Genomic DNA, 25,642 nt, shown 5'->3' with positions numbered 1-25,642 from the left:
CTCTATATCGTCAAATAAAGGAAACAAAAGGGAGTGTTACTGTGGGTCTATCATAACAGATTTGCCCACTTGACTAAATATAAGGCTAGATATCTGTACATAATTCATCGGGCTGAGATGAATATCTTGTCGTTAAATGATGTTTAAATGCTGGTGGCAAAAATGAGGTTGACTAGAATTTAAGTCAAAAGCGCACGCCTTATGGCAGTTAGACTTTTGCCCATAGTAAATATGATGTACACTGAGCAGGTAATTATCGTTCGACTTGCTTTCGATTTGATCGTCGCCTTTTTTAAAACTATATTTCATAATGGGAGTTCTTCATGGCTCAACTTGATCCAAAAAATATCAATAAAATCGTCTTGGCTTATTCAGGTGGTCTTGATACCTCAATCATCGCTAAATGGCTACAAGAAACTTATGATGCGGAAGTAATTACCTTTACCGCTGATATCGGTCAAGGCGAAGAAGTTGAGCCAGCACGAGCCAAAGCTCAAGCAATGGGTATCAAGCATATTCATATCGAAGACTTGCGCGAAGAGTTCGCTCGTGATTATGTATTCCCTATGTTCCGTGCTAACGCCATTTACGAAGGTGAGTACTTATTAGGTACGTCTATTGCCCGTCCGTTGATTGCCAAGCGCTTGGTTGAGATTGCTAAAGAGCATAATGCCGATGCTATCAGCCATGGTGCGACTGGTAAAGGCAATGACCAAGTTCGTTTTGAGCTAGGTGCTGTCGCTTTGTCACCAGACGTAGTAACCATTGCTCCTTGGCGCGAGTGGGATCTATCAAGCCGTGAAAGCCTAATGAAATATGCTGAAGAGCATGATATCGCCATTGATTATGCGGGCAATAAGAAAAAATCTCCTTACTCCATGGATGCTAACTTACTACATATCTCTTATGAAGGCGGTGTTCTAGAAGAACCGTATACTGAAGCAGAAGATGACATGTGGCGCTGGTCTGTCAGCCCAGAAGAAGCACCTGATGAAGCACAGTATCTAGAACTAGAATACGAAAAAGGCGACATCGTTGCTATCGATGGCGAAGCGCTTAAGCCTTATGAAGTCATGATTAAGCTGAATGAAATCGGCGGCAAACATGGCATCGGCCGTTTAGATATCGTTGAAAACCGTTACGTCGGTATGAAATCACGTGGTTGCTACGAGACGCCAGCGGGTACTATTATGCTAAAAGCGCATCGCGGTATTGAGTCACTAACGCTTGATCGTGAAGCTGCCCATCTAAAAGATGAGCTAATGCCACGCTACGCAAAAATTATCTACAATGGCTATTGGTTCAGCCCTGAGCGTATGATGCTACAAGCATTGATTGACAAATCACAAGAATACGTCAACGGTACGGTACGCGTAAAACTCTATAAAGGTAGCGTGAGCGTCGTCGGCCGTAAATCTGACGATTCATTATTTGATGAAAAAATCGCCACTTTCGAAGATGATGCGGGCGCTTATGATCAAAAAGACGCAGAAGGCTTTATCCGTCTAAATGGCCTACGTTTAGCTATCGAAGCTAGCCGTGGTCGCGATTTATCTAAGTAAGTTTTTGGGCTGCTTATAGTCAATTCGTAACTTAGATCGCACAACAAAAAAGAGACTCTATGTTGATAGGGTCTCTTTTTTTATGGCTAGTAAATGGTTGCTAAAACGGTTGCTTTGAGGGTAGCTATTTCAAAAGTAAAACGCTTTACTCAGTTTTTTCTTTCTCTACAACGTCAGATTCATCTTCGTCTACCATTACGATGGCGACATCTTGCTGTTGGCGCTCATCAATAGCATCTTGTTCTAATACTTCTTCAGTTGCCAGGATCGCACCATCAGATTTTTGCGATTGGTATTTCAAGGTAGCGAGTGCACCAAGGACACCAACGACAAGTATGATGATAAGAATGACAGGATTTTTCCATAGTGGTGTAGAAGCCTCATACTCGATGGGCTTTTCACTAGTGGTGGTCGGTGTATTGTCGTTATTGCCGCCGATTAACCCCAAACTTACCAAAGGCGGTTTGGGCGGATTGGCTGGTTCAGAGTTAACACGTAGTCGATTTCGACTGAGATAGATATCTGATATTTTGGCTAATTGTAGCAGCCAGCGTTGATGTGGTAAGGCAACGGCATGCATTTCCGTAAATACTAGCATATCATTGTGACGACCCTGCTGTAGATTGTCAGGTGAGCGTCCAATGGCTTTTAGATAATTGCCTGTCGCCATTTGCATATCTTGCACAGGTTCATAGTTTTCAGGTTTGAATCCAGTCAGCTCATACCAGTAAGGATCAAAAGGAGGTGGAGTGCTTGATAACTGCTCAGTATTTAGTAATGTACGCTCCGCGTTACTTTCTGAGTTGTTCTCTATCGCTTCAGCAGCTTCAGTAGTTGATTCGGGTAGGTCACTGTTGCTTTCTGTCTCAGCAGATGAGGTATGCGTGTGCTCTGGGCTAAATCGGGCTGCTGATAAAAACTGTGGTTGTAGCGCAAACCATTTATTGATCTCATCACTGTCTAGTTGACTGTATTCTGTCAGGATAGCCAATTCACGCAGCACAATCACGCATAAAGAGGTAAGTAGAGTTTGAGCCTGCTGCGTCGTTGCATCGATCTTTTCAGCGATATGTTCGCTTGCCTTTATGACACGGGCATTATCACTAAATACAGCATCTGCCGCATCGTGACGATGGTAGAGTGTGGCGCTAATGGTGGCAAAGTTCATTGAGTTATACTGTCGTAACTCTTTGACAGCACTACGACCAAACAGCTTTTTGCTGACTGCTTGTCCCTGATGACGCTGCTGATAGGCCAGCAATGCACTTACGATGGCTTGTAGACTGGCATCCATCCCTAAGCGAGCTTGCGGTAGAGAGAGCTGTGCCGCATCGGCCAAAAGTGACAGCATAGGCTGGGTATCATGATATAAAAAATCATACATCGACACACGTGTCGGTGAAATAGTCGTCATAATCTGCTAGCATCAAAAAGTGTGCCCCTATATTACGGTGCCAAATGTCTTGATACAATCCCTTGATAATAGAAATTTTCAATCATTTTACTAATAACCTTGATAGTAATCTGATGAATGACTGATAGTCGGAAGCATTTATGACCAATAATAAGACGCTTGATAAACAACTCATGATTAATATCGCTGAGCAAACATTGACGATGTACCAGCAGCAGACTGAGGTTGCGAGATACGTAGTCTCCACTGCAAAGAATGGTATTGGTAGTCAGCAGGATAGTGGTTGCACGCCGCTCGGTAGGCATGTCATTGAACAGAAAATAGGTGGTAGTGAGCCTATGAATGCGGTATTTGTCGGGCGTGTGCCGACAAGTGAGATATACGATGCAAATCTTGGTGAGCTACATCCCAAGCGTGACTGGATATTGAGCCGTATTCTTTGGTTAAGCGGTCTTGAAGAAGGGTTAAACAAAGGTAGCAATGGCCAAGGTGGTTGTGATACTTATGAGCGCTATATCTATATTCACGGTACACCAGATACTGAACCAATGAGTATTCCGCTATCACATGGCTGTATCCGTATGCGTAATGAAGATATTGTAGAATTATTTGAGCAAGTAGAAGAGGGTATGCCTGTTACGATTGTGGCTAATTAGGACGTGTTGCCCATTTAGCCATGGCGCTGACAGAAATTATTTCAACACAATAAAAAAAGACAGCCTGTTATATAACAAGCTGTCTTTTTTATGGAGTGGTTTTACTTTATGAAAGCAGTATCCGTCATAAACGTAATATTCCTACTTCTACCAAAACGTTGAGCTGTCCGCAAATTTTGCTAAACGTGCATCAATATGACTCTGGTCAACAGTCAGTATGGCCGTAAACCAACCTGTACCATATAAAGCATTAGTATCTGTTGTTGATTTCAATTCATAGAACTGCTGATGTTGATTATCATCGTTCAGTTGTTCTAACGCTTTTTGCGCTTTTATCAGCCGTTTTAGCCAACGCTTGGTTTTCTTCTTGGCTTTTTTCTTGCTTAACAAAGGCGCAGAGAACTCACTGATGTAACGCAAATCTCTTAACTGATTGAGCAGATCGCTTTCAGGTTGGTCATTATCAACAATGTCTGTGTTTAGATCCACGTCATCGCTCACAAGCTCGGTATCACTTACTTCGTCACTTACTTCGTCAGATTTTTTATTGGTCTTAAGACATTTTTTATATTGCTTAGAGAGGACTTTCGTTAGCTTATCGCGGGCAAGCTGATCAGTCTGAGGTTCAATGCTTGGGTCGCTCATAGTAAAGGCAATCAACTCTAACAGCGTTATCTGAAAGTCATTGGCTTGCAGCGTATTGATAGGTGTGATTTTGATATTTTCAATATCTGTTGTCCAGTCAACGGCAGGCGCGCCACATGCTTGTAGCTCAGGTTCAATCTGTGTATTGATATAAGCAAGTTGATAGTAGTCGCTAAGTAAGGTTGCAGTTTGCTTTAGTATTGGCAACCATTCAGGATTAATTTCATCAGAGAAGTCAGCAAATGCTTTCAACGCAGTACGCAATCGATCAATACCAATTCGCAACTGTAGAATATGATCGTCATCTATGCTGCCAGCGACGATAGCACTGCTATTTGGTAGTATCTGTAATAAGCAATTGTGTACGACCGCACGTATAAAGGCAGGCGCACTACTGTCTTTGTCTATTTGCAATTGACTTAGATTTGCATTGACCGCTGGACTGTGATTTTGTCCGTTAATAAGTAAGCTACCGTTTTCAGCTTTGGTAACGGTAGATAGACACAGCTTATAGCGCTTGCACCATGTTTTGGCAGTCGTAAATAGAAAATCTAAATCTCCTGACACCAATTCAAATTCTATCTCTTGAATAGCTTTGCGTAGCGAGTCATCAGTACCATGAATAATCTCTCCCTGATCGTAAGCCATTTCGATACAGTTATTGGTTTCATCCTCATTACTTTCTGTTAGCAACCGCGTAGTGCGCTCGACGTCAGTAACATAAAGTCGTGTTAGATTTTTCGCTAACTTTTTGAGTTTAAAGTCAGCCAATGCTGCAGTGATTGGAGTGTCTTGATATATCGCTAAATTAGGCATCAGCTCATTATTATCGAGCATCGCTTGTACTTGCTCATTATCGAGTACGGCATTGTGCTCCAAGCGTGCCGCGATACCATCACCACTAGCTTTAATGGTTTGTACCCATGTATCGCCTTCTTTGCGAATACGCAGACCGATACCTGCCTGTGCAAGCTGTTGGTCAGACGTATCGTAATAATGTGCAGCCAGTTGCGTCACTTGTGAGGATTTAACGTGCGTTTGACGCATTAATCCCTTCAGTCGTGACTCTGGTACCAAAAACTTCAGCTCTATCTCTTGCATATTAGCTCCTAATAATTCTGACTGATGGCTCTGATCGATGGTTTTGATAAACTATTATTAGTCTACCATTCTCTGATTATTTAAACCGCAATAAAAAACCGCCCTACATGATGTAGGACGGTTTTTTGATAAATACTGCTAGTCTGTCGGTTATTAGAACTGGTTCATCGTGTTCTTGCCGCCGCCAGCTTTCAGAGCGTTATCGCCTGAGAAGATTTCTTTGTGGTCATCGCCAAGGTCAGAACCAGCCATTGCTTGGTGCTTAACACAAGAGATGCCTTCGCGGATTTCTTTACGCTGTACGCCAGCTGCATAAGCAAGCATGCCTTCTTCACCGAAGTAGCCTTTAGCAAGTTCATGAACGCTAAGAGCAGTCGTGTGGTAAGTCGGTAGCGTGATTAAGTGATGGAATACACCAGCTTCACGTGACGCATCACGTTGGAAGTTCTTAGCGGCTACGTCAGCGGCTGCATCAAGTTCAGTACCGTCGTAATCAGCACTCATCAAGTCATCTTTATTGTATGCAGAGATGTCTTTGCCTTCTTCTTCCCACTGAGCGATAACTTGCTTACGGAAGTTAAGTGTCCAGTTGAATGATGGGCTGTTGTTGTATACAAGCTTCGCTTTAGGCTGTTGCTCTTTAATACGGTCAACCATCATTTTGATGTGCTCTACGTCTGGAGTCGGTGTTTCGATCCATAGTAGGTCAGCGCCGTTTTCTAGAGCAGTTACACAGTCAAGTACAACACGGTCAATGTTAGTCTCTTCACGGAACTGATATAGACCGTTAGGTAGACGAACCGGGCGTACTAGTTTGCCGTTGTGCTTAAGTAGGCTGTCATTTTCTTGAGCGTTCTCTAGCGTTACTTCTTCCATTTCGATGAAATCGATGTATTTAGAAGCAAGATCGCCTGGCTCATTTGATACTGGAATTTTTTGCGTTAGTGAGGCGCCTTCAGAGTCAGTACGAGCAACGATAACGCCGTCTTCAACACCAAGCTCTAGGAATGCATAACGGATAGCGTTTAGCTTAGAGATGAAGTCTTCATGCGGTACAGTTACTTTACCAGCCTGGTGACCACATTGCTTAGCATCAGATACTTGGTTTTCAACCTGAATGGCACAAGCACCAGCTTCGATCATTTGCTTAGTCAATAGGTAAGTAGCTTCTTCGTTACCGAAACCTGCATCGATATCAGCGATGATTGGCACAACATGTGAATCAAAGTTTTCGATTTTTTCTAGGATAGCAGAAGTATCTTGGCCAGCTTCTTCAGCAGCGTTTAGCTCACGGAAGTAGTCGTTCAATACTTTAGCATCTGCTTGACGTAAGAAGGTGTAGATTTCTTCGATTAGCTTAGGTACTGACGTCTTTTCGTGCATAGATTGGTCAGGTAGTGGACCAAACTCAGAGCGTAGAGCAGCTACCATCCAACCTGAAAGATAGATATAAGTTTTAGAGGTCGTACCGAAATATTTTTTCTTAGCGTACATAGTTTGCTGTGCAACAAAACCATGCCATGCACCTAAAGACTGCGTGTACTGAGACGTATCATTGTCATAATCTTCCATGTCTTGACGCATGATTTTTGCAGTATATTTTGCGATATCCAAACCCGTCTTGAAACGGTTTTGTGACATCATACGTGCAGCATCAACTTCGCTAATATTCTGCCAGTTGCCGTGCTTTTGCTTTAATTCACGTACTAAGTCGATCGCTGATTTATATGCAGTTGACATCTATAGTCTCCTTGGTGGGGTGTAAAAACAAATAAATTAATTGTTAAAATAATGGGTCTGTCGTTTTACTAAAATCCGCTTTACTAAAACCTTTGTACTAAAAAGTAATATTCAAAATTTGGTCTATCATTTATCTATTGAAGCTCTATTTACCCTAAACAAACCGCTAGGCTATTACAAGAAATTTGCTGAACTCAACAGTTGAAAATAATTGCTGTTTTATAAACATTTATTAATTTTCACTATATATCTAAAAGGTATCTGAGTACTTAATAGGCAGTGATGTCATAATTGGTAGCAAGAGATGTTACAATAATGAGGTCAATTAACCGTATTTAACGACTGATAAAAACCATTAATATATTACTTAGCGACAATATTTAATTGGATGAAAACAGCTTATGAACCTAAAGTTCGTCGTCTATGCTGCGAATCCTTTATAGAACTCACTATAACTACCTTACCAAGATTTATCTAATTTATGATAGTTATCTTTGGTATTTCTGTATGATATAATGTTTATATAACAGGGCCTTACGATAGGTTGAATGAGTTATAGTGCAGCTCTATCAGAAAAAACTAGAACCAAATTAGTAAAAAATAATGAAATTATGCTGTTATAACGCACAAATCATTGTAGCAGCACTACAAATGCCAGCCTTAATATGGCGTTTACTCAAAAGCCAAGAGAACCAAATATGAATTTGCAGCGGGTTGATTTAAATTTATTAGTCCATCTAGATGTGTTGCTACGAGAAAAAAACGTCACTCGCGCAGCCGAGCAGCTTGGGATTACTCAGCCTGCTATGAGTAATATCTTGCGCCGTTTGCGTAAGCTGTTTAATGATCCATTATTGGTACGCTCATCTGAGGGTATGACGCCGACTGAACGCGCTCTTGAGCTACAGCCACGTATCCGTGAGATACTCGCTGACTTGACTCAAGTGTTGGAGCCACGTACCGAATTCCGCCCTTATAGTACCTCTCGTGTGTTCCGTATCATGACATCGGATTATGCCGAAGCGACCCTAGTACCTAAGCTGGTAAAAGCACTACGTTCTGAAGCGCCTAATGTGATTTTGGACTTTTTGACTCCATCAGACGTCTCTTATCGAGATATGGAGCAGGGACGAGTTGATTTAGCGATTAACCGTTTTAATGAAATACCTCAAAGCTTCCATCAGGTTCTAGTGTGGCGTGATACTTTTAGTTGCTTATTATCTTCTGACAGTCCTTATGCCAATCGTTTTAATTTGAAAAACTACCTTAAAGCACAGCACGTTTGGGTATCTAAAACAGGGATGGGTGTGGGTTTTGGGGTTAATCCAGAGAAATCTGGTGGACTTGGCTCTATCGATCAGGCCTTGCAGCGCCTTGGTCAAAAACGCCAAATCAGTGTCTTTACTCGACATTATCAAATGCCTGCCATGCTTGCAGCAAATAAAGATTTGATAGCGACCTTGCCAACACGTGTGGCAAGAATGCAGGCAAATAACGACAGCATTATGATGGAAGATCCGCCGTTTTTTATTCCTGAGTTTGAGCTTACGATGGCATGGTCTCCTTTGTTGCAGCATCACCCAGCCCATCGCTGGTTACGTCAGCTAATTATGCATGTGGCACGACAAGTCGTTGCTGAAGAAGAAAATCCACCACAAGAGATACCGGTTATTAATCATTTGTTTTGATTGGTTTGTGTGAGTTGAATCTATTTTTTATTAGAGCAGAATATTTTTGATTATCTGAATTTTTTATAAAAGTATTTCTCTTTAGATCCCACTCTATATAGTTATTAGACCAGCCACTAGGCTGGTTTTTTGTGTTCTAGCGTTTAATAGTTAGTATGTAATATTCAGTTATACTTAATAAGTCAGTCACACTATTAACATCTTCAACACACTTCACAATATATTGTAAAACTCTTCATCAAATAGCTTGTTAAGATAACGGCAGATAGAAAACGAGCTACCAATAGATTGTGCTATCGACGTAAATTTAATAATTAAAACTGTCACAGCAAAATAATTATAAGTGACAGTAAACCCGATTATAAATCCCAAATGTAAATTCGAATAATAAGGACAGTAACTATGTCAGACATTACTACTATTAACCCAACCACGGGCGAAGAAATCAGTAACTACAATTATATGAGCAATGACGAAGTCAACAAGATTGTCGATGCTTCACATAACGCATTTTTAGAGTGGCGTACAGTGAGCCACGAAGAACGTGGTCGCGTCATCAAGTCTATCGGTGATAAGCTGATGGAATACAAAGAAGAGCTGGCTAAACTGATGACTGAAGAGCGCGGCAAGTTACACAGCCAGAGCATGCAAGAAATTGATCTCTGTAAAGCCATCTGTGATTACACTGCTGAAAACGGTGTTGCTTCTTTGGCTGATGATGTACGCGATATCGAAAGCATGAAAAAAGGGTTAGTGACGTATCAACCTATCGGTATCATCTATGGCATGCAGCCTTGGAACTTCCCAGCGTATCAAGTATTCCGTTACACCATTGCAAACTTGATGGCAGGTAACAGTGTCTTACTAAAACACGCGTCTAACGTCACGGGTTCTGGTCTACTAATCGAAAAAATTCTTCACGAGTCTGAATTACCAAGTGATTTGTTCCGTACGATTATCATTGATCATGACCAGTCAGAAGCATTGATTGGCAATGACAAAGTACGCGGCGTGACACTAACAGGTAGTGACAAAGCAGGTGTAATCGTTGGCCAGCAAGCAGCTAAAGCGATCAAGAAAGCGGTATTAGAGCTAGGTTCAAACGATGCATTTATCGTACTAGAAGATGCTGACATTGAAACAGCAGTAGAAACTTGTACGCAAGCACGTCTAATCAATAACGGCGAAACTTGTGTAGCAGCCAAACGCTTTATCGTAGTCGACAGCGTATATGACGAATTCCGTAAACGTATCGTTGAAAAGTTTGAAGGTACCAAAGCGGGTGACCCCATGGATGACAGCTCAGATATCGGTCCATTAGCACGTGCAGATCTACGTGAGCAGCTACATGAGCAAGTAGAGCAAAGTGTGGCTAAAGGTGCAACGATCGCTGTTGGCGGTAAAGTACCTGAAGGTAAAGGTAGCTTCTATCCAGCAACTATCTTGGAAAATGTTGAAAAAGGTCAGCCTGCATACGATGACGAACTATTTGGTCCTGTCGCTTCACTAATTCGTGCAAAAGATGAAGACGATGCAATGCGCATCGCTAATGACAGTCGTTATGGTTTAGGTGGCGCGATTTTCTCGAAAGATGAAGAGAAAGCCGTTCGTTTAGCACGTGAGCAATTCGATACAGGTATGGTCTATATCAATGGTTATGGTCTAGCTAATCCTGCACTGCCGTTTGGTGGCGTGAAAAACTCAGGTTATGGTCGTGAGCATGGCGGCTTCGGTATCAAAGAGTTTGTCAACATTAAAGCGGTTCACGTATTTTAAGAATGAACTAATTAGACAAATTAGCTAAATAGATAACTATTCACGATTTTAAGTAATAGTAAATAATAAATAGTTATCAAATAAAAAAGCCCAGTTACTCATCACGAGTAGCTGGGCTTTTTATTGAGCTATATAAAGTGATATTAAAATCAACTTAATAAGCTGAGGTTTCTATCCGTCTATCAGCAATTGCAAAGGCAACTTAGGTAAATAAGTTTGTGTTTGCGATGATGTATTATTTACTTCAAGTGATAATACATTTTTTGCTAGGAGTAAAATCGTCCAAGGTAGTAGCTGATGTTCAAGCTTCTGTACCCGTGACTGTAAGCTCTCTACGGTGTCGTTGATATCGATATTCAATACGGCTTGAGTCAATACCTGACCTGCATCAAGCTCCGCTGTCACTTTATGAATACTACAGCCGTGACGACGTTCACCCGCTTGTATGACTCGTTTATGAGTATCTAAACCCTTATAAACCGGAAGTAGAGAAGGGTGAAGGTTAATCATGGGCGCTGGTACATTATCTATAAATGAGCCACTTAGTACACGCATAAACCCAGCCAAGACGATCAAGTCAGGTTGCCATGCTATTAGCTGCTCGTTGGCATGGGTTTCAAACGTCTTGATACCCATACGTTTACCACTAGCAACGTGTGACAATACCGCAACTGGAATATTGGCATCTTTAGCACGTGTTAATGCATAAGCGTCTTCACGGTTACTGATAACACCAACGATTTCAATCGGTAGCGCACCTACTTGCATTGCATTGATTAACACTTGCAGGTTGCTACCACTTCCTGAGACTAGAACAGCAATGCGTAATGGTTTGATAGGCTGGCTTGCGTTATCAATTGACATTAACGGTACACCACTGCATCCGCCTGGCCATCAGTGCTGCGTTTGACCATTTCACCTAGTTGCCAAGCTGTCTCGCCTGCATCAGTCAAGGTTTGGATAGCAGCTTCTGCTTTGTCTTTTGGCATAACGATGACAAAACCAACGCCGCAGTTAAAGGTACGGTACATCTCGCTCTGCGCGATATTACCTTGGGTCTGTAGCCAAGTGAATAGCTCTGAGAACTGCCAGCTATTGGTATCGATGCTAGCCGCTAGGTTATCAGGTAGTACACGTGGTAAGTTATCCGTTAGACCACCACCTGTGATGTGTGACATCGCATGTAAGACTGAGCTGCCAAGCGAGTCTTGTAATGCTTTGATTGCTTTTACATAGATACGGGTAGGAGCCATTAAAGCGTCTTGAATAGGCTGACCGTCTAGTTGCTCGTCGCTACTCGTAACATCCACACCGCTAACTTCGATGACTTTACGAACCAATGAGTAGCCGTTTGAGTGCGCGCCACTTGAGGCAAGTGCAATCAGTACATCGCCTTCTGCGACATTTTCACCAGTGACGACTTCTGCTTCTTCAACCACGCCTACACAGAATCCAGCTAGATCGTAATCGTCGTCTTGATACATGCCTGGCATTTCAGCAGTTTCACCGCCGATAAGCGCACAGTTAGCAAGTTTACAACCATCACCAATACCAGTCACGACAGTCGCCGCTACATCGACATCGAGCTTACCAGTTGCATAATAATCTAAGAAGAATAGTGGCTCTGCGCCGCAAACCAATAGATCATTGACGCACATCGCGACCAAATCAATACCAATCGTGTCATGACGGTTCAGCTGTAGCGCCAGTTTTAGTTTGGTGCCGACGCCATCAGTGCCAGAAACCAATAATGGTGAGGTATAACCTGTTGGGATACGGCATAACGCACCAAAACCGCCAAGTCCACCCACGACTTCAGGACGAGTAGTGGCTTTTGCAACGGACTTGATTCGCTGAACCAAAGCATCGCCTGCATCGATATCAACACCGGCATCTTTGTAGCTTAAAGAAGGCTTATCACTCATAGTCATCTCACAGTTGGGGATAGATAATTGGGATTAGAAGGTAAAGTAATTGAGCACGCAAAAATCAGCGTTATAAAGTTCAAAAGCAAAGTTTAAAGACAGTGCGCGCATTATACCCAAAAACAGACCGTACTCGCAAAGCAACTTGCCAATATTTGACTAAGATTTGCATTAAGTGGCAAATAAGCCGTTAAGAAACAAAAAATGACTGATTTTTTGTTGTACTCTGCGATAATAGAACGCTAAATTTATTGTCAATAATGGCCTTAATACAAGTCCAAATGTGATTGACAGAATAAAAACGACTAAACATAAATTTATCAAAAATTAGGTTCTTTAGGAACGTTGATACGTCTCAGTTTAGCTAGCTAAAACTAATGAGAAAAAGCAATTCGCCTAGTGATACATTGTAATGACTGCATTTATTTTTTTAGAAAATACTATTACTGACTGACTGACTGACTGACTCACTGTCACTTTTTTAAACCTTTCCAACTATAGGATTATTTGCCATGATGAACCAACCAATAGATCCGTTTTTTCGGCGTTTATTTATTGTCGTGGCGTTAGTGGTGGCTGTGTTTCTCTTGTATTTGATGATGCCCGTCATCGTGCCTTTTGTTTTTGCCTTTATGTTGGCTTATCTATTTAATCCTTTAGTCAAGCGCCTATCAAAATATATCAAGCGCTGGGTCGCGATTATTATCGTCTACTCGACGATTACTTTAGGGATGGCGTTATTATTATGGTGGTTGGTACCGACACTATGGCATCAGCTGCAAGCGGCGTGGGATTATTTGCCAAAGATATTTAATTGGTACAATCAAGTCGTACGAGAGTGGTTCAATAGTAATACTCGTATCAAACTGCCTCAATTAGAGTCGAAAGAATTTTCCGATACTCTCGTCGATTATATGCAAACGAACTATAAGTTCGCTGATGCTAGCACCATGATGAGCCAAATATTGACCTCGAGTATGAACTTCATCAATAATGCAGGTCTCATTGTATTGGTACCTATTTTGACCTTCTATTTCCTATTTAATTGGGATCAGCGTTTGCATAACTGGAAGATGGCGATACCAGGTGCTTATTGTCAAAAAGTGACTGAAATAGCTAAAGAGTGTGATCTGGCATTGATGGCATTTATCAAAGGTCAATTGCTAGTGATGGTGTTGCTAGGCGCTATTTATGCTGTACAGTTACAGCTCATTGGTTTAGAGCTTGGGCTTATCATTGGTATGGTAGCAGGCATTGCCAGTTTTGTGCCGTACTTAGGGTTTGGTATTGGTTTTATCGCGGCTATTATCGCCTGCTTATTTCAGTTCGGATTGGACTGGACGTATTTGTCATTGGTCGTAGGTGCGTTCTTGATTGGACAAGCTGCAGAAGGTTATATCCTACAACCATTGCTGTTAGGTGATAAGATTGGTTTATCGCCATTATGGGTCATATTCGCCGTATTGGCAGGTGCCAGTCTATTAGGTTTTGTCGGTATGTTGATCGCCTTACCAGTATCCGCTGTCTTAAACGTCCTGTTCCGCCATTTATACAACTACTATCGAACTACTGACTTTTATAAAGGCCGCAAACAACTGGCACTGTTTGAAAAAAGATAATTATCTTATTATTGAATACACTAGATAAAGATTGATATGTAATATCAAGATAGGAACGCAATGATTGATAAGGCTTAATGGGTAAAAGACTTGTCAGTCATTTTGTAAATATGTTATATATAGGCGCAGTGTTGATAGTATCAACCGTTTTGGTACCAGCTTTCCTAAATTTGTTTTCGATAAAGCGACTGACCGATTTTTGCAAAGGCTATAGGGCCATTACTTACAGTTGTATCGGCTAGTATTGATAGTAATGAATGCAGCTCAAAGCAACCTATCTTTTTTATTATATTTTTCCATTGCACTACGCAACACGAGTTGATGATTCATGGCAGAAGCACAGCTAAGTCTCAATCTGGACATTAAGCATGATGCAAGTCTCAGCGACTTTGCCGGTCCCGGTTGGATGTCGATTATCGATGCAGTACGGCAGTTACATGTCGGCCTGATCGGTCAACTATATCTGTTTGGTAGCCCTGCTACAGGTAAATCCCATTTGCTGTCTGCTATTTGCGAGTCATTTATCGAAATGGACAAATCGGCTATCTGTTTGTCTCTTAATGAGCTGATTCATACAGATGTCCACGTACTATCATCTTTAGAAAACTTTGATTTGATTGCTATCGATGATTTGGAAGTGCTTGAGCAGAGCAGCCAGTGGCAAGAAGCTTTATTTCACCTGATTAATCGTAGCCGAGAAGGGCAACGCCAGTTGTTGTTTGCCGCCAATAAACCAGCCGACGACTTACCATTCCAGTTAAGAGATTTAATGACGCGTTTGGCACAAGCACCTACTTTCAAGGTGCCTACTGGTCATGATTTGGCAGACAGGCAAGCATTATTACAGTCTATTTTGCGTCGGCGCGGATGGCAGTTTGACGATCGAATTATTGATCACTTACTAACTGATGGACCGCATCGTATCGGTGCGATGATGGAAGTACTTAATTATATTCAACCAATGTTTTCTAACCTTGGTCGCAGTAATATCTCAAAAGCAGTCATAAGTGATGCTCTGCGTACCATTGATGAGCAGACGCTTGCCGCGGAGCTGGCGGATATCGCTCAAGAGACGCAATTAGATAACGACACGCCTGATCAAGACCAACATACGATGCCACTTGATTTTTAGCAGTAAGACTTTTAGCAGCAAAAAATGAATAACCGTAAGAATACGAATCTTTTGTCCAACTCGCTTTTACTATTAATGGAATAACTTATGAAATCGAATGCTTCTTTGCTAAAAAAATTAACGATAGGTACGTTATTGGTAGGTGCTGCCTCGGTCTCTATGTTGTCACAGGCAGCAGTGACCCTACAGGTTGATGACCATATCAAAGTAACCGCTATTAATGGACAGGAAATTCAGCAGAGCGCTTTTCAGCCGCTGCAGAAAACATTTACGTTACAGCCTGGACAACATGCTATTACTGCTAAGTATGACCGTTTATATAACTTGCGTCGTGATGAGCATGATTATTTGCGTTCAGGTAATGTCAGTGTGACGGCACAATTGGCCGACAATCAAACATATCGTTTGACTATGCCTAATCAACCAGAAGATTATGAAGCTGCTAGAGAATATGCCAAGCAGCCTACGCTCGCTGTGCAACAAAACAATACTGTCATTGCTAGCCAGCAAAGTATGGCCGGTAACCAAGGTGGTCTATTTTCAGGCCTTGGTAAAGCGCTAGGCGGCGTGTTCGGCGGTGCAGGTGATGCAGAGTTACAGAACCAACGTGCTATCGCCTCTTTAGATCAACCAGTAGTAAATTCTACTAGCAACGTCAACACTGGCACGACCACTGTTAAGCAAACATCTAGCGTAAATACTTCTACTAGTACGTTAGATACGTTTATGCAAGTATGGCTACAAGCCACGCCTGCTGAACGTGAAAAAATGCGTCAATGGATCGAAAAATAAAACAGTCTTTTCTAAAAGATAGACAATAAAAAAGCACCTAATTAGGTGCTTTTTTATTATTTAGTATTTGATGATCATTAGGCTTATTAAAATTTAGCCTAGTAAAATCTAACGATTCTTAACCCAAAAACGCGTTATACATCCATACCAGTTTTTCTTGCTCTTGTACGTAAGCATCGATTAGGTCAGCTGAACCTTGGTCTTCGCTCTCTTCTGCTAACGCTGATACTTGGCGTTGCTCTGCAATTAACGCTTGTAAGCCAGTGACTACGCCTTTGACACAGCTTGTGCCATCTTTGACGTTTTTGTCTTCACTAATACTAGTATGCTGCGTAAAATCGCTATAAGCGTGAAGTGGTGTACCACCCAAAGTCAAGATACGCTCAGCGATTTCATCGATTTGAAGTTGTAGTGATGTATACAGCTCTTCAAATTGTGGATGCAAAGTAAAGAAATGCTCACCCTTTACATTCCAATGATAGCCACGTACGTTTAAATAAAACACGTGATACGTCGATAGTAGATTGTTTAACTTGGCGATGACTTCGCTCATGTCTGCCTTTTCTAGACCGATCTGGTTAGTAGCATTATTAGAATTACTCATAGTATTGTCCTTATAGTGTGAATGTAGTTATATGATAATAAATAAAGAAAAATAAAGGCTCTCATGAATTAAGATACAGCGAAAAATACTTTATTTTTCATCTGTATCTATCAATATAGACTCTATTGCTTCCTTTGATGCTTATAATAATAGCAAACTATTATTAATAAGTTAAATTTAATAAATACAATTTTACGATTGGTTTTATAAAACTAAAACCAAGTCTCTTTACTGTTTTTCTAAACGATAGAGAGACCTCATTACATTTACGCTGGTGGCTGCAAGTTTTCAGGATTTAAGCCTTTAACGGGAACCACTTCTTGTAAATGTTGACGTATCGTATCGATAGGAAACTTCTGTGCTTGCAAGCGTTTCGGTACGATTTGGCTACCTTGCTGACCTTTTAGCTCAAACATCATAAAGATATAGTCGTCAGTCTCATCCCAGCTCTTGATAGAGGTCCAAGGAATAACCGCTTGCTGAGTTGCGCCTGCACGCATTTGCATACCGCGCATTTGCGAGTTTTTCATCATATCAGGCTGGTTGCTTGGCATCGCCATGACTAGACCATGCTTTTGTACACCTAACTTCATTTGGCGCATTTCATCTGGCATCTCTTGGTCGGCCACTTGTTTGTCAAACTCTCTTTTTACGTACCATTTAAAACCTAAAGTACGCGCCAATAGATATATCACCACACCAACCAGCATTAACCAAAAGATAATGGTTGAATAGCCTGTTACAAAGATAAGTCCTGCAATAGCAAGTACCACAACCACTGCCATGATGATCCACTCTTTGGTCTTAAAGCTTGATAAACCAAAAGACGGGCTGGCACTGGCAAACAGTTCATACTGTGCTTGGTGGAATTCAGCCTCAGTTAGGTTTAAGGCGACAGGTTGGAGCGTGTAGGGGTACAAGGCCATAAAGGTTTCTCAAATACTTATATTAAAAGCGTTGGATTAAAACTGCCAAAGCGAAGCAGCAATGCTGTACTTGGCTAGAAGTGAATAAAGGTATGCGCTTATCTTACCGAAAAGTACTCCTAAATGAAACATATAAGCAAGACTGTTCACTGATAGATGTTATATTAATGACGTAGTTCAAGCTCTATACTCAGTTTATTCAGACTAGACGAAAGCAAAAGTGAGCAATTAAAAACAGAATAGCTTGCTATAAGCGATTAGCATAATGAACAAAACCTAAAGAAAGTCAGCCAAAAACAGGGAAAAGCAGTCAAAGATATCCAAAACATGGTCAAATCTGCCGTGTCTTGGTATTATAGCGTCTACAAGATATGTTGATATAAAACATAACGTCATAGCCAGTTATCACAAAGACCGTGATAGCGATGCGCTAGGCAATTACTCTATAAATAATACTTTTAAACCTTTTACTCACCTTTAGTGTTACAGGCAACTACTATGATTGATCCGAAACTCTTACGCGGCGATTTAAGCGACCTACAACAGCAGCTAGCCACCCGTGGTTATGAGCTTGATATGGAGTTCTGGCAGACGATTGAAAACGAACGTAAGTCTCTACAAGTCAAAACCGAAGAGTTGCAATCGCGCCGTAATGCTGGTGCTAAGCAAGTAGGTGCCCTAAAAAAATCAGGTGAAGATGCCAGTGAGCTATTGGCTGAGATGCAAAGCGTTAGCGGTGAGATTAAAGCTGCGGAAGACGAGTTACGTACGCTACAAGAGCGTATCACTCAAGCGGCTTTGCAAATTCCGAATATTCCGGCGGCGGATGTACCAGTCGGTACGTCAGAAGACGATAACGTAGAAGTGCGTAAATGGGGCACGCCGCGTGAGTTTGACTTTGAGATTCAAGATCATACTCATATTGGTGAGACGCTTGGTATGTTGGACTTTGAGGCAGCGACTAAGTTGACTGGTAGCCGTTTTAACGTGCTTAAAGGACAATTGGCGCAATTGCATCGTGCGTTGATTCAATTTATGTTGAACACGCATACTATGAAGTACGGCTATCTTGAGACCTATGTGCCTTATATCGTTAATAGCGATAGCTTAAAAGGTACGGGTCAGCTGCCTAAGTTTGAAGATGATTTGTTTAAGCTAAGCAATCACACCAATAATGATGAAATGGATTTTTACCTTATTCCAACTGCTGAAGTGCCAATGACCAACTTGGTACGCGGCGAACGTTTGGATATTAAAGAGCTACCGCTAAAATTCACCGCCCATACGCCATGTTTCCGTAGTGAAGCTGGTTCGCACGGGCGTGATACCCGTGGCTTGATTCGTCAGCATCAGTTTGAAAAGGTTGAGATGGTCAATATTGCCACGGCTGAGCAGTCTGATGACCTATTAGAAGCGATGACAGGACAGGCTGAGTATATCTTGCAGCAGCTTGAGTTGCCATACCGTACTGTACAGCTATGTACGGGCGATATGGGTTTTGCCGCACAAAAAACTTATGACATCGAAGTATGGTTGCCAAGCCAAGACACCTATCGTGAAATCTCTAGCTGCTCTAACTGTGGTGATTTCCAAGCGCGCCGTATGGGTACGCGTGTTAAAGATGGCAAACAAACCAGCTTAGCTCATACTTTAAACGGTTCAGGTTTGGCCGTGGGTCGTACGCTACTAGCAGTGATGGAAAACCATCAAAACGCTGATGGTAGCATCACGATTCCAGAAGTATTGCGTCCGTTTATGGGCGGTGCTGAGACTATTTCAGTTTAATAGATTGACTATAAGTAATGAGCTGCAAATCACTTAGGTCACTCGCAGCTTGTTATTTATAACTTAAATTAAAGTCCGTCATTACTTATCGTTTAACAAAACTGATGTGAGTCATTGCTAAATATAAACGGTCTTGTCACCGCATTTTTGGCTAGGCTCATAGCAAATATGTTAATATTGCATTTTTATTTTATAGCCTATCCATTGAGGACGCCTGTCGCGTTTTTGGTGGATTATCCTCTGAGTAAACTCTCCTCTTATCTTTATACGACTCATTCGAATATTAGGACACTCTATGCCAGCTCCAATTAGCGAACGTAAACTAGCCAATGCCATCCGTGTACTGTCGTTTGACGCGGTTCAAAAAGCCAACTCTGGACATCCGGGTGCGCCAATGGGCATGGCTGATATTGCCGAAGTTTTGTGGCGCAAATTTTTGAAGCACAATCCAGCTGATCCTAATTGGCACAACCGTGATCGCTTTGTACTGTCAAATGGTCATGGCTCGATGCTTATTTATTCATTGCTACATTTATCAGGTTACGATGTGAGCGTTGATGACCTTAAAGGTTTCCGTCAGCTGCATTCAAAAACCCCAGGGCATCCTGAACTTGGTTATACGCCTGGTGTAGAAACGACGACTGGTCCACTAGGACAAGGTATTGCTAATGCCGTTGGTTTTGCAATCGCAGAAAAAACACTAGCCGCACAGTTCAACCGTGACGGTCATAACGTCGTCGATCATCATACCTATGCATTTTTAGGTGATGGTTGCTTAATGGAAGGTATCAGTCATGAAGTGTGCTCGCTGGCTGGCACGTTGGCGCTTGGCAAATTGGTATTCTTCTACGATGATAATGGTATCTCAATCGACGGTAATGTCGAAGGCTGGTTCACTGATGATACTGAAGCGCGTTTTGAGTCTTACGGCTGGCAAGTTATCAAAGTCGATGGCCATGATACTGATGCAATCACGCAAGCGACTGAGCAAGCCATTGCAGAGACTGCTAAGCCAAGTCTAATTATTTGCAAAACCATAATCGGTGCTGGTAGCCCGAACAAACAAGGTCTAGCCGCCAGTCATGGTGCACCACTTGGTGATGACGAGATCGCTTTGACTCGTGAAGCATTGTCTTGGAAGCATGCGCCATTTGAATTAGATGATGAAATCTATGAAGCATGGGATGCCAAAGCCAAAGGTGACGTCCAACAGAAGAACTGGGATGCGGACTTTGAAGCGTATAAAAAAGCCTATCCTGAACTGGCAGCTGAGTTGTTACGCCGTCTAAATGGAGATTTGCCTGCTGACTTTGATAGCCAAGCACAAGCCTATATTCAGCAAACGCAAGAAGCGGGCGGCGATGTCGCCAGTCGTAAAGCCAGTCAAAATGCTATCAATACCTTACAGCCATTATTACCAGAATTGCTAGGCGGTTCAGCAGATCTAGCTGGCTCGAACCTGACGCTATTTAAAGGCGCTAAAGGCTTAGAGGCAGACGCTGATGGCAACTATATCTATTACGGCGTACGTGAGTTTGGTATGACTGCGATTGCCAATGGTATCGCATTGCATGGCGGCTTTATCCCTTACGTAGCAACGTTCCTGATGTTTATGGAATATGCACGTAACGCAGTACGCATGGGCGCACTCATGAAGCAGCGCGTCATCCATGTCTATACGCATGACTCTATCGGTCTGGGTGAAGATGGCCCAACGCATCAGCCAGTTGAGCAATTGACTAGCCTACGTACCACGCCAAATCTACGCACATGGCGTCCGTGTGATGCGACTGAATCTGCAAGCGCTTGGGTAGAAGCAATCAAGTCTGAAAACAACCCATCAGCATTGATCTTTAGCCGTCAAAGCTTGCCACATCAAGCACGTGACAGCGAGCAAGTAGGCAACATCACCAAAGGTGGTTATGTACTGGCAAAAGAGCAGAGCGAGCTACAAGCTATCATCATCGCCACTGGTTCAGAAGTTGGCCTAGCGATGGAAGCGTATGAGGCGTTGAGCGCAAATGGTGTTGGCGTCCGTGTGGTGTCTATGCCATGTGCTGAGATTTTCGTTGAGCAAGATACTAGCTATCGTGAAGCGGTATTGCCTGCCAATATTCGTGCTCGCGTCGCAGTAGAAGCCGCGCATGTGGATTACTGGTATAAGTTCGTTGGTCTAGATGGTAAAGTCATCGGTATGACGACTTATGGCGAATCTGCGCCTGCAAGCGACTTGTATAAAGAGTTTGGTATTACAACTGACGCTGTGATTGAAGCGGTAAATAGCTTGGTGTAATAAACCTAACTGAGTTAGTATCGAAGGAAAAGCCATCAGAGAAATCTGGTGGCTTTTTTTATGGTTTAATCTTTGGCTTTTCTTTTGGTCTGCTTTCATCAATATGGTTATTGGTAAAATAACTGCTGCAATCAGTACTAAATTCTGTGCCTCACCATAATGATTTAATGGTAAATTAGAATAGATTGATTGCTCACAAAGTTAAGTTTTATTTCTTGTGCAGCTCTCATATAAAAATAAATCATATGACTATAGAACTGGAAAAATTAGATGGATAGTATCGAACTGACAAATGCTATTACATGGCTAAAACAGATTGAACTAAGTGAAGGCTTGATAGCAGCCTGCATAATCGGAATGTTTGGACTATGCGGTATTCTCATTACTCAGAGATCTGAACGCAAAAAGGAGTATGAAGCCTTTTTGAGAATAAAGTTTGAGGAAGTAGTTTTTAGACTGGTTGATTTTGCAGCCATTATTCAGGAAGTTCAATCCAAAAGTTTTTCAGGCAATTGCGATGAAGCTTTAGATGTTGATGAATTTTACAGAGAAGGTGGCAAGATAGAAATATTAATAGCTTTATATTTTCCAGAGCTTAAGAAAAAATATGAGTTGTTTTTAAATGCAGGGGGAAACTTGATAAATGCACAGCATGAACATGAAACTAATCCTAACGATAGTACTTTAGATGTACTTAAACAGCTTGATGAAGAGTATGATCGGGTTTATAAGAGTTTTTATAAACATATCAAATCATGTTCTTCTGCTTATGCCAAGCCTTTAAAGCATCGTAAGAGAGTGTTGATTAATTAAATTTAAAGAGTTTTGGTATTACGCTTAGCACACTCTATAACCATTCTAAAGATCGCTATTATGTCTCTAAAATCCTCCTTTAAAGGTTTCCTAGGTGAAACCGTCATCAATGTTGCCATGTGGCTAAAGCTTGAAAAAGACGTCTACCACCGATTAAACGGTATTACCTTGCCACGAGCCAATGGTGGCAGTACCCAAATCGATCATATCATCGTCTCTGTGTACGGCATCTTTGTGATTGAGACCAAAAACTATAAAGGCTGGATATATGGTAGCGAGAACCAAAGACAGTGGACACAAGTTTTCCAAAATGGAAGTAAATTCAAATTCCAAAATCCATTGCGTCAAAACTACTTGCACATTAAGACGCTCTCAGATTTATTAGGATTAGAGCTGAGCTACTTTCATTCGATGATTGCCTTCATCGGTGAGTGTGAGCTGAAAACGCGTGACGAGTTGCCTGAACATGTATTGACAGGTGGTATGGTCTCGTATGTAAAGAAGAAGCAAGATAAGATACTCACTGAAGATGAGGTCGCATCTATCGTTGAGCAGATTAATAGCAATAGATTTAGCAAGTCTTGGCGCACCAACAGAGAGCATAAAGCCTATCTAAAAGACAAGCATAGTAATCCAAGCCAGAATACAAATAAACAGCCTAGCGGTAACGCTAATGATAAACCAATTGTTAAAGTGGCTAATAGGCCTATACTAGAGCCGATAGTAAAAGAGACCGCTAAACGAGCTATTCTAAAAAGTAGAGAAGTGCATCGATGGTCTGGTCAGACTGAAATTGAATCTAGCGAGTTACCAATTGATAGTATGGACACTCAGCAGGCAATCACTCAGTATACAGTTACATCGCACAATATCGCTGATAAGGTTTTTCTTACGCCGTTTGAGGTTGTAGAGCCTGAACTAGCAGCGAGTTCTTCTGCGACAATTGAGGTGATAGACCATACAGCTGATGTGATTCAAATACCAATCTGTCCAAGGTGTAACGGTGAGATGATCAAGCGTGTGGCAAAAAAAGGCCTGAATCAAGGTCAGACCTTTTTTGGTTGTAGCAACTTTCCTAAGTGCCGCGGTGTGGTTAATATTGATTAGTCGTTAATCATCTTAACCTTAGTCACCTTAACCATATATCTCTTCTAAACGTAAACAAGCTACCAATCGACCGTCCCATTCGCGCAGTTGTGGCTCTACTTCGCTGCATTGCTGCTTGGCATAGGGGCAGCGTTTATGTAGGGCGCAGCCACTTGGTGGATTAAGCGGACTTGGCAGCTCACCTTGTAGGGTCAAATCATTTTTATGACCATTTACCGTTGGGGCAGCAGCTAGTAACGCGATGGTGTAAGGATGTTTTGGCGCATTATAAATCGCTTCTTTGGGGCCGTGCTCAACAGCTTGACCCAAATACATCACCATCACATCATCAGCGACGTGGCGCACGACGGATAGATTGTGCGAGATAAAGACGTAAGCGGTGCGATATTCATCCTGCAAATCCATAAATAGATTTAAGACTTGCGCCTGAATGGAGACATCGAGTGCGGAAGTTGGCTCATCAGCGACGACGATTTTAGGGTTGAGCATCATCGCGCGGGCGAGAGCAATCCGTTGGCGCTGACCACCCGAAAACATATGCGGATAACGACCAGCATGTTCGGGACGTAGACCAACGTTTCTCATCATCTCGTTGATTTTGTCACGCTTTTCTTCTTTAGACAATTTGGTATGGATATCCAATGGCTCAGTCAACTGATAGACGATAGTATGGCGTGGGTTCAAGCTGCCATAAGGGTTTTGGAATACCATTTGAATTTCAGTACGCAGCTCTTTTAGTGCCTTTCTGCTATAGCCAGTGGTGCCTTCATCGTTGATAAATAGCTCACCATGTGTAGGTGCTTCGATCAGTGTCAACTGGCGGGCAAGGGTGGATTTGCCGCAGCCTGATTCACCAACGACGGCCAATGTCTTGCCAGCTTCAAGCTCGAAAGAGACACCATTGAGCGCTTTTACGTAGGCCTTTGCTTTGCCCAGACCTTGTGATACTGGGTAGTGCTTGTGTAGATTGTCTGCTTTTAGGACCACTTTATTACTCATACTTGGGACTCCAAAGTAGCAGCGTGAGAGGGGCGAGAGGTAATATTAGAATCAATACAACGTACCTTGCCAGTAGGTGTATCTAATATAGGTGGCGGTACTTCGCAAGCAGGTTCTTTATACGGGCAACGAGGAGACAGTAAGCAGCCAGCTGGTCGATCGTATTGACTGGGTACGACACCGGGCAAGCTGTTTAGACGGTCTTGACCGATAGCCAGTTCAGGGATGGCTTGTAGCAATGCCTCGGTATAAGGATGTGCAGGATTTTGAAAAATCTCTGGCACGGTACTGGTTTCCACCACTTGTCCCGCATACATGACCGCGACATCACGTGAGTTCTGTGCGACCAGTCCCAAATCGTGGGTAATTAATACCATGGCCATTTGTTTTTCGCGTTGCAATCGGCTGAGCAAATCCATGATTTGCGCTTGTACGGTGACATCCAGAGCCGTAGTCGGTTCATCTGCGATAAGTAGTTTTGGCTCGCAAGCAATCGCCATCGCTATCATGACTCGTTGACTCATACCGCCTGATAGCTGATGCGGATAGACCTTGAGACGATTCTTTGCATCGGGCATCTCAACCAATTCTAGCAGTTCTAATATGCGCGTCTGTACGGCGGCGCCTCGTAAACCAAGGTGCTTGCGTAACACTTCACCTAACTGCATCTCAACAGTAAAGCTTGGATTTAGGCAAGACATCGCATTCTGAAAAATCATAGAGATGTCTTTACCAATGATGCCACGTCTCTCTTTGGCTGACATACTGAGCATGTCTTTATTGTCAAAGACCACTCGCTGTGCGCGAACGGTCGCAGAAGGTGGCAACAGCCCCATCAGCGCCATCATAGTGACTGACTTACCTGAGCCAGATTCACCCACGACAGCGATGACCTCACCTTGGGTTATCTTTAACGATACATCATCGACTGCGCGAAAGGCACGCACTCCTTGTCCAAAAGTGACAGACAGGTTCTCAATATCTAGCAATAACGGAGAGTCTTTTGTTGATGCACCATTCATAGACGTATGAGTGATAGGAGTATTAATTAATGGTTCAGTCATC

20 protein-coding genes are annotated in these 25,642 nt (G+C 42.3%); 11 read left to right on the top strand and 9 right to left on the bottom strand.

What is annotated here, in order from left to right:
• Positions 1–323: 323 nt before the first annotated feature.
• Positions 324–1,562: an argininosuccinate synthase gene (locus ACS8FA_RS25320; RefSeq protein WP_057761167.1), complete on the top strand. Its 1,239-nt coding sequence runs from the start codon at positions 324–326 to the stop codon at positions 1,560–1,562.
• A 145-nt stretch (positions 1,563–1,707) separates the two neighbouring features.
• On the opposite strand, the gene ACS8FA_RS25315 is transcribed toward ACS8FA_RS25320, so the two are convergent.
• Positions 1,708–2,976, bottom strand: a complete 1,269-nt coding sequence (locus ACS8FA_RS25315) for a hypothetical protein (protein WP_439265083.1) — start codon at positions 2,974–2,976, stop codon at positions 1,708–1,710.
• Positions 2,977–3,116: 140 nt separating this feature from the next.
• Between ACS8FA_RS25315 and ACS8FA_RS25310 the strand changes: the two genes are divergently transcribed.
• Positions 3,117–3,632 (top strand): L,D-transpeptidase, encoded by a 516-nt coding sequence (locus ACS8FA_RS25310; RefSeq protein ID WP_179799649.1) that lies wholly within the window; start codon positions 3,117–3,119, stop codon positions 3,630–3,632.
• 147 nt (positions 3,633–3,779) lie between these two features.
• Here ACS8FA_RS25310 and ACS8FA_RS25305 read toward each other — a convergent pair whose 3' ends face one another.
• On the bottom strand, positions 3,780–5,378 hold the full coding sequence (locus ACS8FA_RS25305) for a CYTH and CHAD domain-containing protein (protein ID WP_439265081.1): 1,599 nt from the start codon (positions 5,376–5,378) through the stop codon (positions 3,780–3,782).
• 153 nt (positions 5,379–5,531) lie between these two features.
• Positions 5,532–7,118 (bottom strand): isocitrate lyase, encoded by a 1,587-nt coding sequence (locus tag ACS8FA_RS25300; RefSeq protein ID WP_101206309.1) that lies wholly within the window; start codon positions 7,116–7,118, stop codon positions 5,532–5,534.
• 698 nt (positions 7,119–7,816) lie between these two features.
• Here ACS8FA_RS25300 and ACS8FA_RS25295 point away from each other — a divergent pair.
• Complete coding sequence (locus ACS8FA_RS25295) at positions 7,817–8,806, top strand: LysR family transcriptional regulator (protein WP_057761159.1); 990 nt, start codon at positions 7,817–7,819, stop codon at positions 8,804–8,806.
• 402 nt (positions 8,807–9,208) lie between these two features.
• A complete protein-coding gene (locus ACS8FA_RS25290; protein ID WP_114700474.1) occupies positions 9,209–10,582 on the top strand; it encodes an NAD-dependent succinate-semialdehyde dehydrogenase in 1,374 nt (457 codons plus the stop codon).
• Between the two features lie 171 nt (positions 10,583–10,753).
• Here the strand turns inward: ACS8FA_RS25290 and purN are convergent, their stop codons facing one another.
• Both purN and purM read right to left on the bottom strand, forming a co-directional pair.
• Positions 10,754–11,446, bottom strand: a complete 693-nt coding sequence (gene purN, locus ACS8FA_RS25285; RefSeq protein WP_439265078.1) for a phosphoribosylglycinamide formyltransferase — start codon at positions 11,444–11,446, stop codon at positions 10,754–10,756.
• Positions 11,446–12,507, bottom strand: coding sequence for a phosphoribosylformylglycinamidine cyclo-ligase (gene purM, locus ACS8FA_RS25280; protein WP_439265076.1), 1,062 nt, complete (start codon positions 12,505–12,507; stop codon positions 11,446–11,448). Before purM ends, purN begins: the two co-directional genes overlap by 1 nt.
• A 512-nt stretch (positions 12,508–13,019) precedes the next feature.
• Here purM and ACS8FA_RS25275 point away from each other — a divergent pair.
• The 3 genes from ACS8FA_RS25275 (at position 13,020) to ACS8FA_RS25265 (ending at position 16,050) form a co-directional block, all read left to right on the top strand.
• On the top strand, positions 13,020–14,126 hold the full coding sequence (locus tag ACS8FA_RS25275) for an AI-2E family transporter (protein WP_057761151.1): 1,107 nt from the start codon (positions 13,020–13,022) through the stop codon (positions 14,124–14,126).
• 328 nt (positions 14,127–14,454) lie between these two features.
• Positions 14,455–15,258, top strand: coding sequence for a DnaA regulatory inactivator Hda (gene hda, locus ACS8FA_RS25270; RefSeq protein ID WP_101206314.1), 804 nt, complete (start codon positions 14,455–14,457; stop codon positions 15,256–15,258).
• Between the two features lie 87 nt (positions 15,259–15,345).
• The gene (locus ACS8FA_RS25265; protein WP_102093671.1) at positions 15,346–16,050 is read left to right on the top strand and encodes a DUF2057 family protein; all 705 of its coding nucleotides are present in this window, start codon (positions 15,346–15,348) and stop codon (positions 16,048–16,050) included.
• A 118-nt stretch (positions 16,051–16,168) separates the two neighbouring features.
• On the opposite strand, the gene ACS8FA_RS25260 is transcribed toward ACS8FA_RS25265, so the two are convergent.
• Together ACS8FA_RS25260 and ACS8FA_RS25255 are read right to left on the bottom strand one after the other, a co-directional pair.
• Positions 16,169–16,654 carry a Dps family protein gene (locus ACS8FA_RS25260; RefSeq protein WP_101206316.1) on the bottom strand — a complete coding sequence of 162 codons (486 nt, stop codon included), beginning with the start codon at positions 16,652–16,654 and terminating at the stop codon, positions 16,169–16,171.
• Positions 16,655–16,920: 266 nt separating this feature from the next.
• Positions 16,921–17,580 carry a YcxB family protein gene (locus ACS8FA_RS25255; protein WP_101206317.1) on the bottom strand — a complete coding sequence of 220 codons (660 nt, stop codon included), beginning with the start codon at positions 17,578–17,580 and terminating at the stop codon, positions 16,921–16,923.
• A gap of 498 nt (positions 17,581–18,078) precedes the next feature.
• Between ACS8FA_RS25255 and serS the strand changes: the two genes are divergently transcribed.
• The 4 genes from serS to ACS8FA_RS25235 all read left to right on the top strand — a co-directional run bounded on the left by serS (position 18,079) and on the right by ACS8FA_RS25235 (position 23,578).
• Positions 18,079–19,365 carry a serine--tRNA ligase gene (gene serS / locus ACS8FA_RS25250; RefSeq protein ID WP_439265072.1) on the top strand — a complete coding sequence of 429 codons (1,287 nt, stop codon included), beginning with the start codon at positions 18,079–18,081 and terminating at the stop codon, positions 19,363–19,365.
• Between the two features lie 295 nt (positions 19,366–19,660).
• Positions 19,661–21,658 carry a transketolase gene (tkt, locus tag ACS8FA_RS25245; RefSeq protein WP_439265070.1) on the top strand — a complete coding sequence of 666 codons (1,998 nt, stop codon included), beginning with the start codon at positions 19,661–19,663 and terminating at the stop codon, positions 21,656–21,658.
• A 270-nt stretch (positions 21,659–21,928) separates the two neighbouring features.
• Positions 21,929–22,471, top strand: coding sequence for a hypothetical protein (locus tag ACS8FA_RS25240; protein ID WP_427567451.1), 543 nt, complete (start codon positions 21,929–21,931; stop codon positions 22,469–22,471).
• A gap of 60 nt (positions 22,472–22,531) precedes the next feature.
• Positions 22,532–23,578, top strand: a complete 1,047-nt coding sequence (locus ACS8FA_RS25235; protein WP_160022245.1) for an NERD domain-containing protein — start codon at positions 22,532–22,534, stop codon at positions 23,576–23,578.
• A 27-nt stretch (positions 23,579–23,605) separates the two neighbouring features.
• Here the strand turns inward: ACS8FA_RS25235 and ACS8FA_RS25230 are convergent, their stop codons facing one another.
• Both ACS8FA_RS25230 and ACS8FA_RS25225 read right to left on the bottom strand, forming a co-directional pair.
• A complete protein-coding gene (locus tag ACS8FA_RS25230) occupies positions 23,606–24,577 on the bottom strand; it encodes a peptide ABC transporter ATP-binding protein (RefSeq protein ID WP_439265067.1) in 972 nt (323 codons plus the stop codon).
• A complete protein-coding gene (locus ACS8FA_RS25225) occupies positions 24,574–25,641 on the bottom strand; it encodes an ABC transporter ATP-binding protein (protein ID WP_439265065.1) in 1,068 nt (355 codons plus the stop codon). Before ACS8FA_RS25225 ends, ACS8FA_RS25230 begins: the two co-directional genes overlap by 4 nt.
• Position 25,642 lies beyond the last annotated feature (1 nt).

The sequence above is a fragment of the Psychrobacter sp. 1Y1 genome (genome assembly GCF_051847395.2).
Lineage (GTDB): Bacteria > Pseudomonadota > Gammaproteobacteria > Pseudomonadales > Moraxellaceae > Psychrobacter.
The sequence above is the reverse complement of the archived record's forward strand: the minus strand, read 5'-3'. Positions and strand labels throughout refer to the sequence as shown.

What these genes read in the sequence shown, in the direction of transcription:
- ACS8FA_RS25320 (WP_057761167.1), top strand. Translation starts at nt 324, where the DNA reads ATGGCTCAACTTGATCCAAAAAATATCAATAAAATCGTCTTGGCTTAT.
- ACS8FA_RS25315 (WP_439265083.1), bottom strand. Translation starts at nt 2,976, where the DNA reads ATGACGACTATTTCACCGACACGTGTGTCGATGTATGATTTTTTATAT.
- ACS8FA_RS25310 (WP_179799649.1), top strand. Translation starts at nt 3,117, where the DNA reads ATGACCAATAATAAGACGCTTGATAAACAACTCATGATTAATATCGCT.
- ACS8FA_RS25305 (WP_439265081.1), bottom strand. Translation starts at nt 5,378, where the DNA reads ATGCAAGAGATAGAGCTGAAGTTTTTGGTACCAGAGTCACGACTGAAG.
- ACS8FA_RS25300 (WP_101206309.1), bottom strand. Translation starts at nt 7,118, where the DNA reads ATGTCAACTGCATATAAATCAGCGATCGACTTAGTACGTGAATTAAAG.
- ACS8FA_RS25295 (WP_057761159.1), top strand. Translation starts at nt 7,817, where the DNA reads ATGAATTTGCAGCGGGTTGATTTAAATTTATTAGTCCATCTAGATGTG.
- ACS8FA_RS25290 (WP_114700474.1), top strand. Translation starts at nt 9,209, where the DNA reads ATGTCAGACATTACTACTATTAACCCAACCACGGGCGAAGAAATCAGT.
- purN (WP_439265078.1), bottom strand. Translation starts at nt 11,446, where the DNA reads ATGTCAATTGATAACGCAAGCCAGCCTATCAAACCATTACGCATTGCT.
- purM (WP_439265076.1), bottom strand. Translation starts at nt 12,507, where the DNA reads ATGAGTGATAAGCCTTCTTTAAGCTACAAAGATGCCGGTGTTGATATC.
- ACS8FA_RS25275 (WP_057761151.1), top strand. Translation starts at nt 13,020, where the DNA reads ATGATGAACCAACCAATAGATCCGTTTTTTCGGCGTTTATTTATTGTC.
- hda (WP_101206314.1), top strand. Translation starts at nt 14,455, where the DNA reads ATGGCAGAAGCACAGCTAAGTCTCAATCTGGACATTAAGCATGATGCA.
- ACS8FA_RS25265 (WP_102093671.1), top strand. Translation starts at nt 15,346, where the DNA reads ATGAAATCGAATGCTTCTTTGCTAAAAAAATTAACGATAGGTACGTTA.
- ACS8FA_RS25260 (WP_101206316.1), bottom strand. Translation starts at nt 16,654, where the DNA reads ATGAGTAATTCTAATAATGCTACTAACCAGATCGGTCTAGAAAAGGCA.
- ACS8FA_RS25255 (WP_101206317.1), bottom strand. Translation starts at nt 17,580, where the DNA reads ATGGCCTTGTACCCCTACACGCTCCAACCTGTCGCCTTAAACCTAACT.
- serS (WP_439265072.1), top strand. Translation starts at nt 18,079, where the DNA reads ATGATTGATCCGAAACTCTTACGCGGCGATTTAAGCGACCTACAACAG.
- tkt (WP_439265070.1), top strand. Translation starts at nt 19,661, where the DNA reads ATGCCAGCTCCAATTAGCGAACGTAAACTAGCCAATGCCATCCGTGTA.
- ACS8FA_RS25240 (WP_427567451.1), top strand. Translation starts at nt 21,929, where the DNA reads ATGGATAGTATCGAACTGACAAATGCTATTACATGGCTAAAACAGATT.
- ACS8FA_RS25235 (WP_160022245.1), top strand. Translation starts at nt 22,532, where the DNA reads ATGTCTCTAAAATCCTCCTTTAAAGGTTTCCTAGGTGAAACCGTCATC.
- ACS8FA_RS25230 (WP_439265067.1), bottom strand. Translation starts at nt 24,577, where the DNA reads ATGAGTAATAAAGTGGTCCTAAAAGCAGACAATCTACACAAGCACTAC.
- ACS8FA_RS25225 (WP_439265065.1), bottom strand. Translation starts at nt 25,641, where the DNA reads ATGACTGAACCATTAATTAATACTCCTATCACTCATACGTCTATGAAT.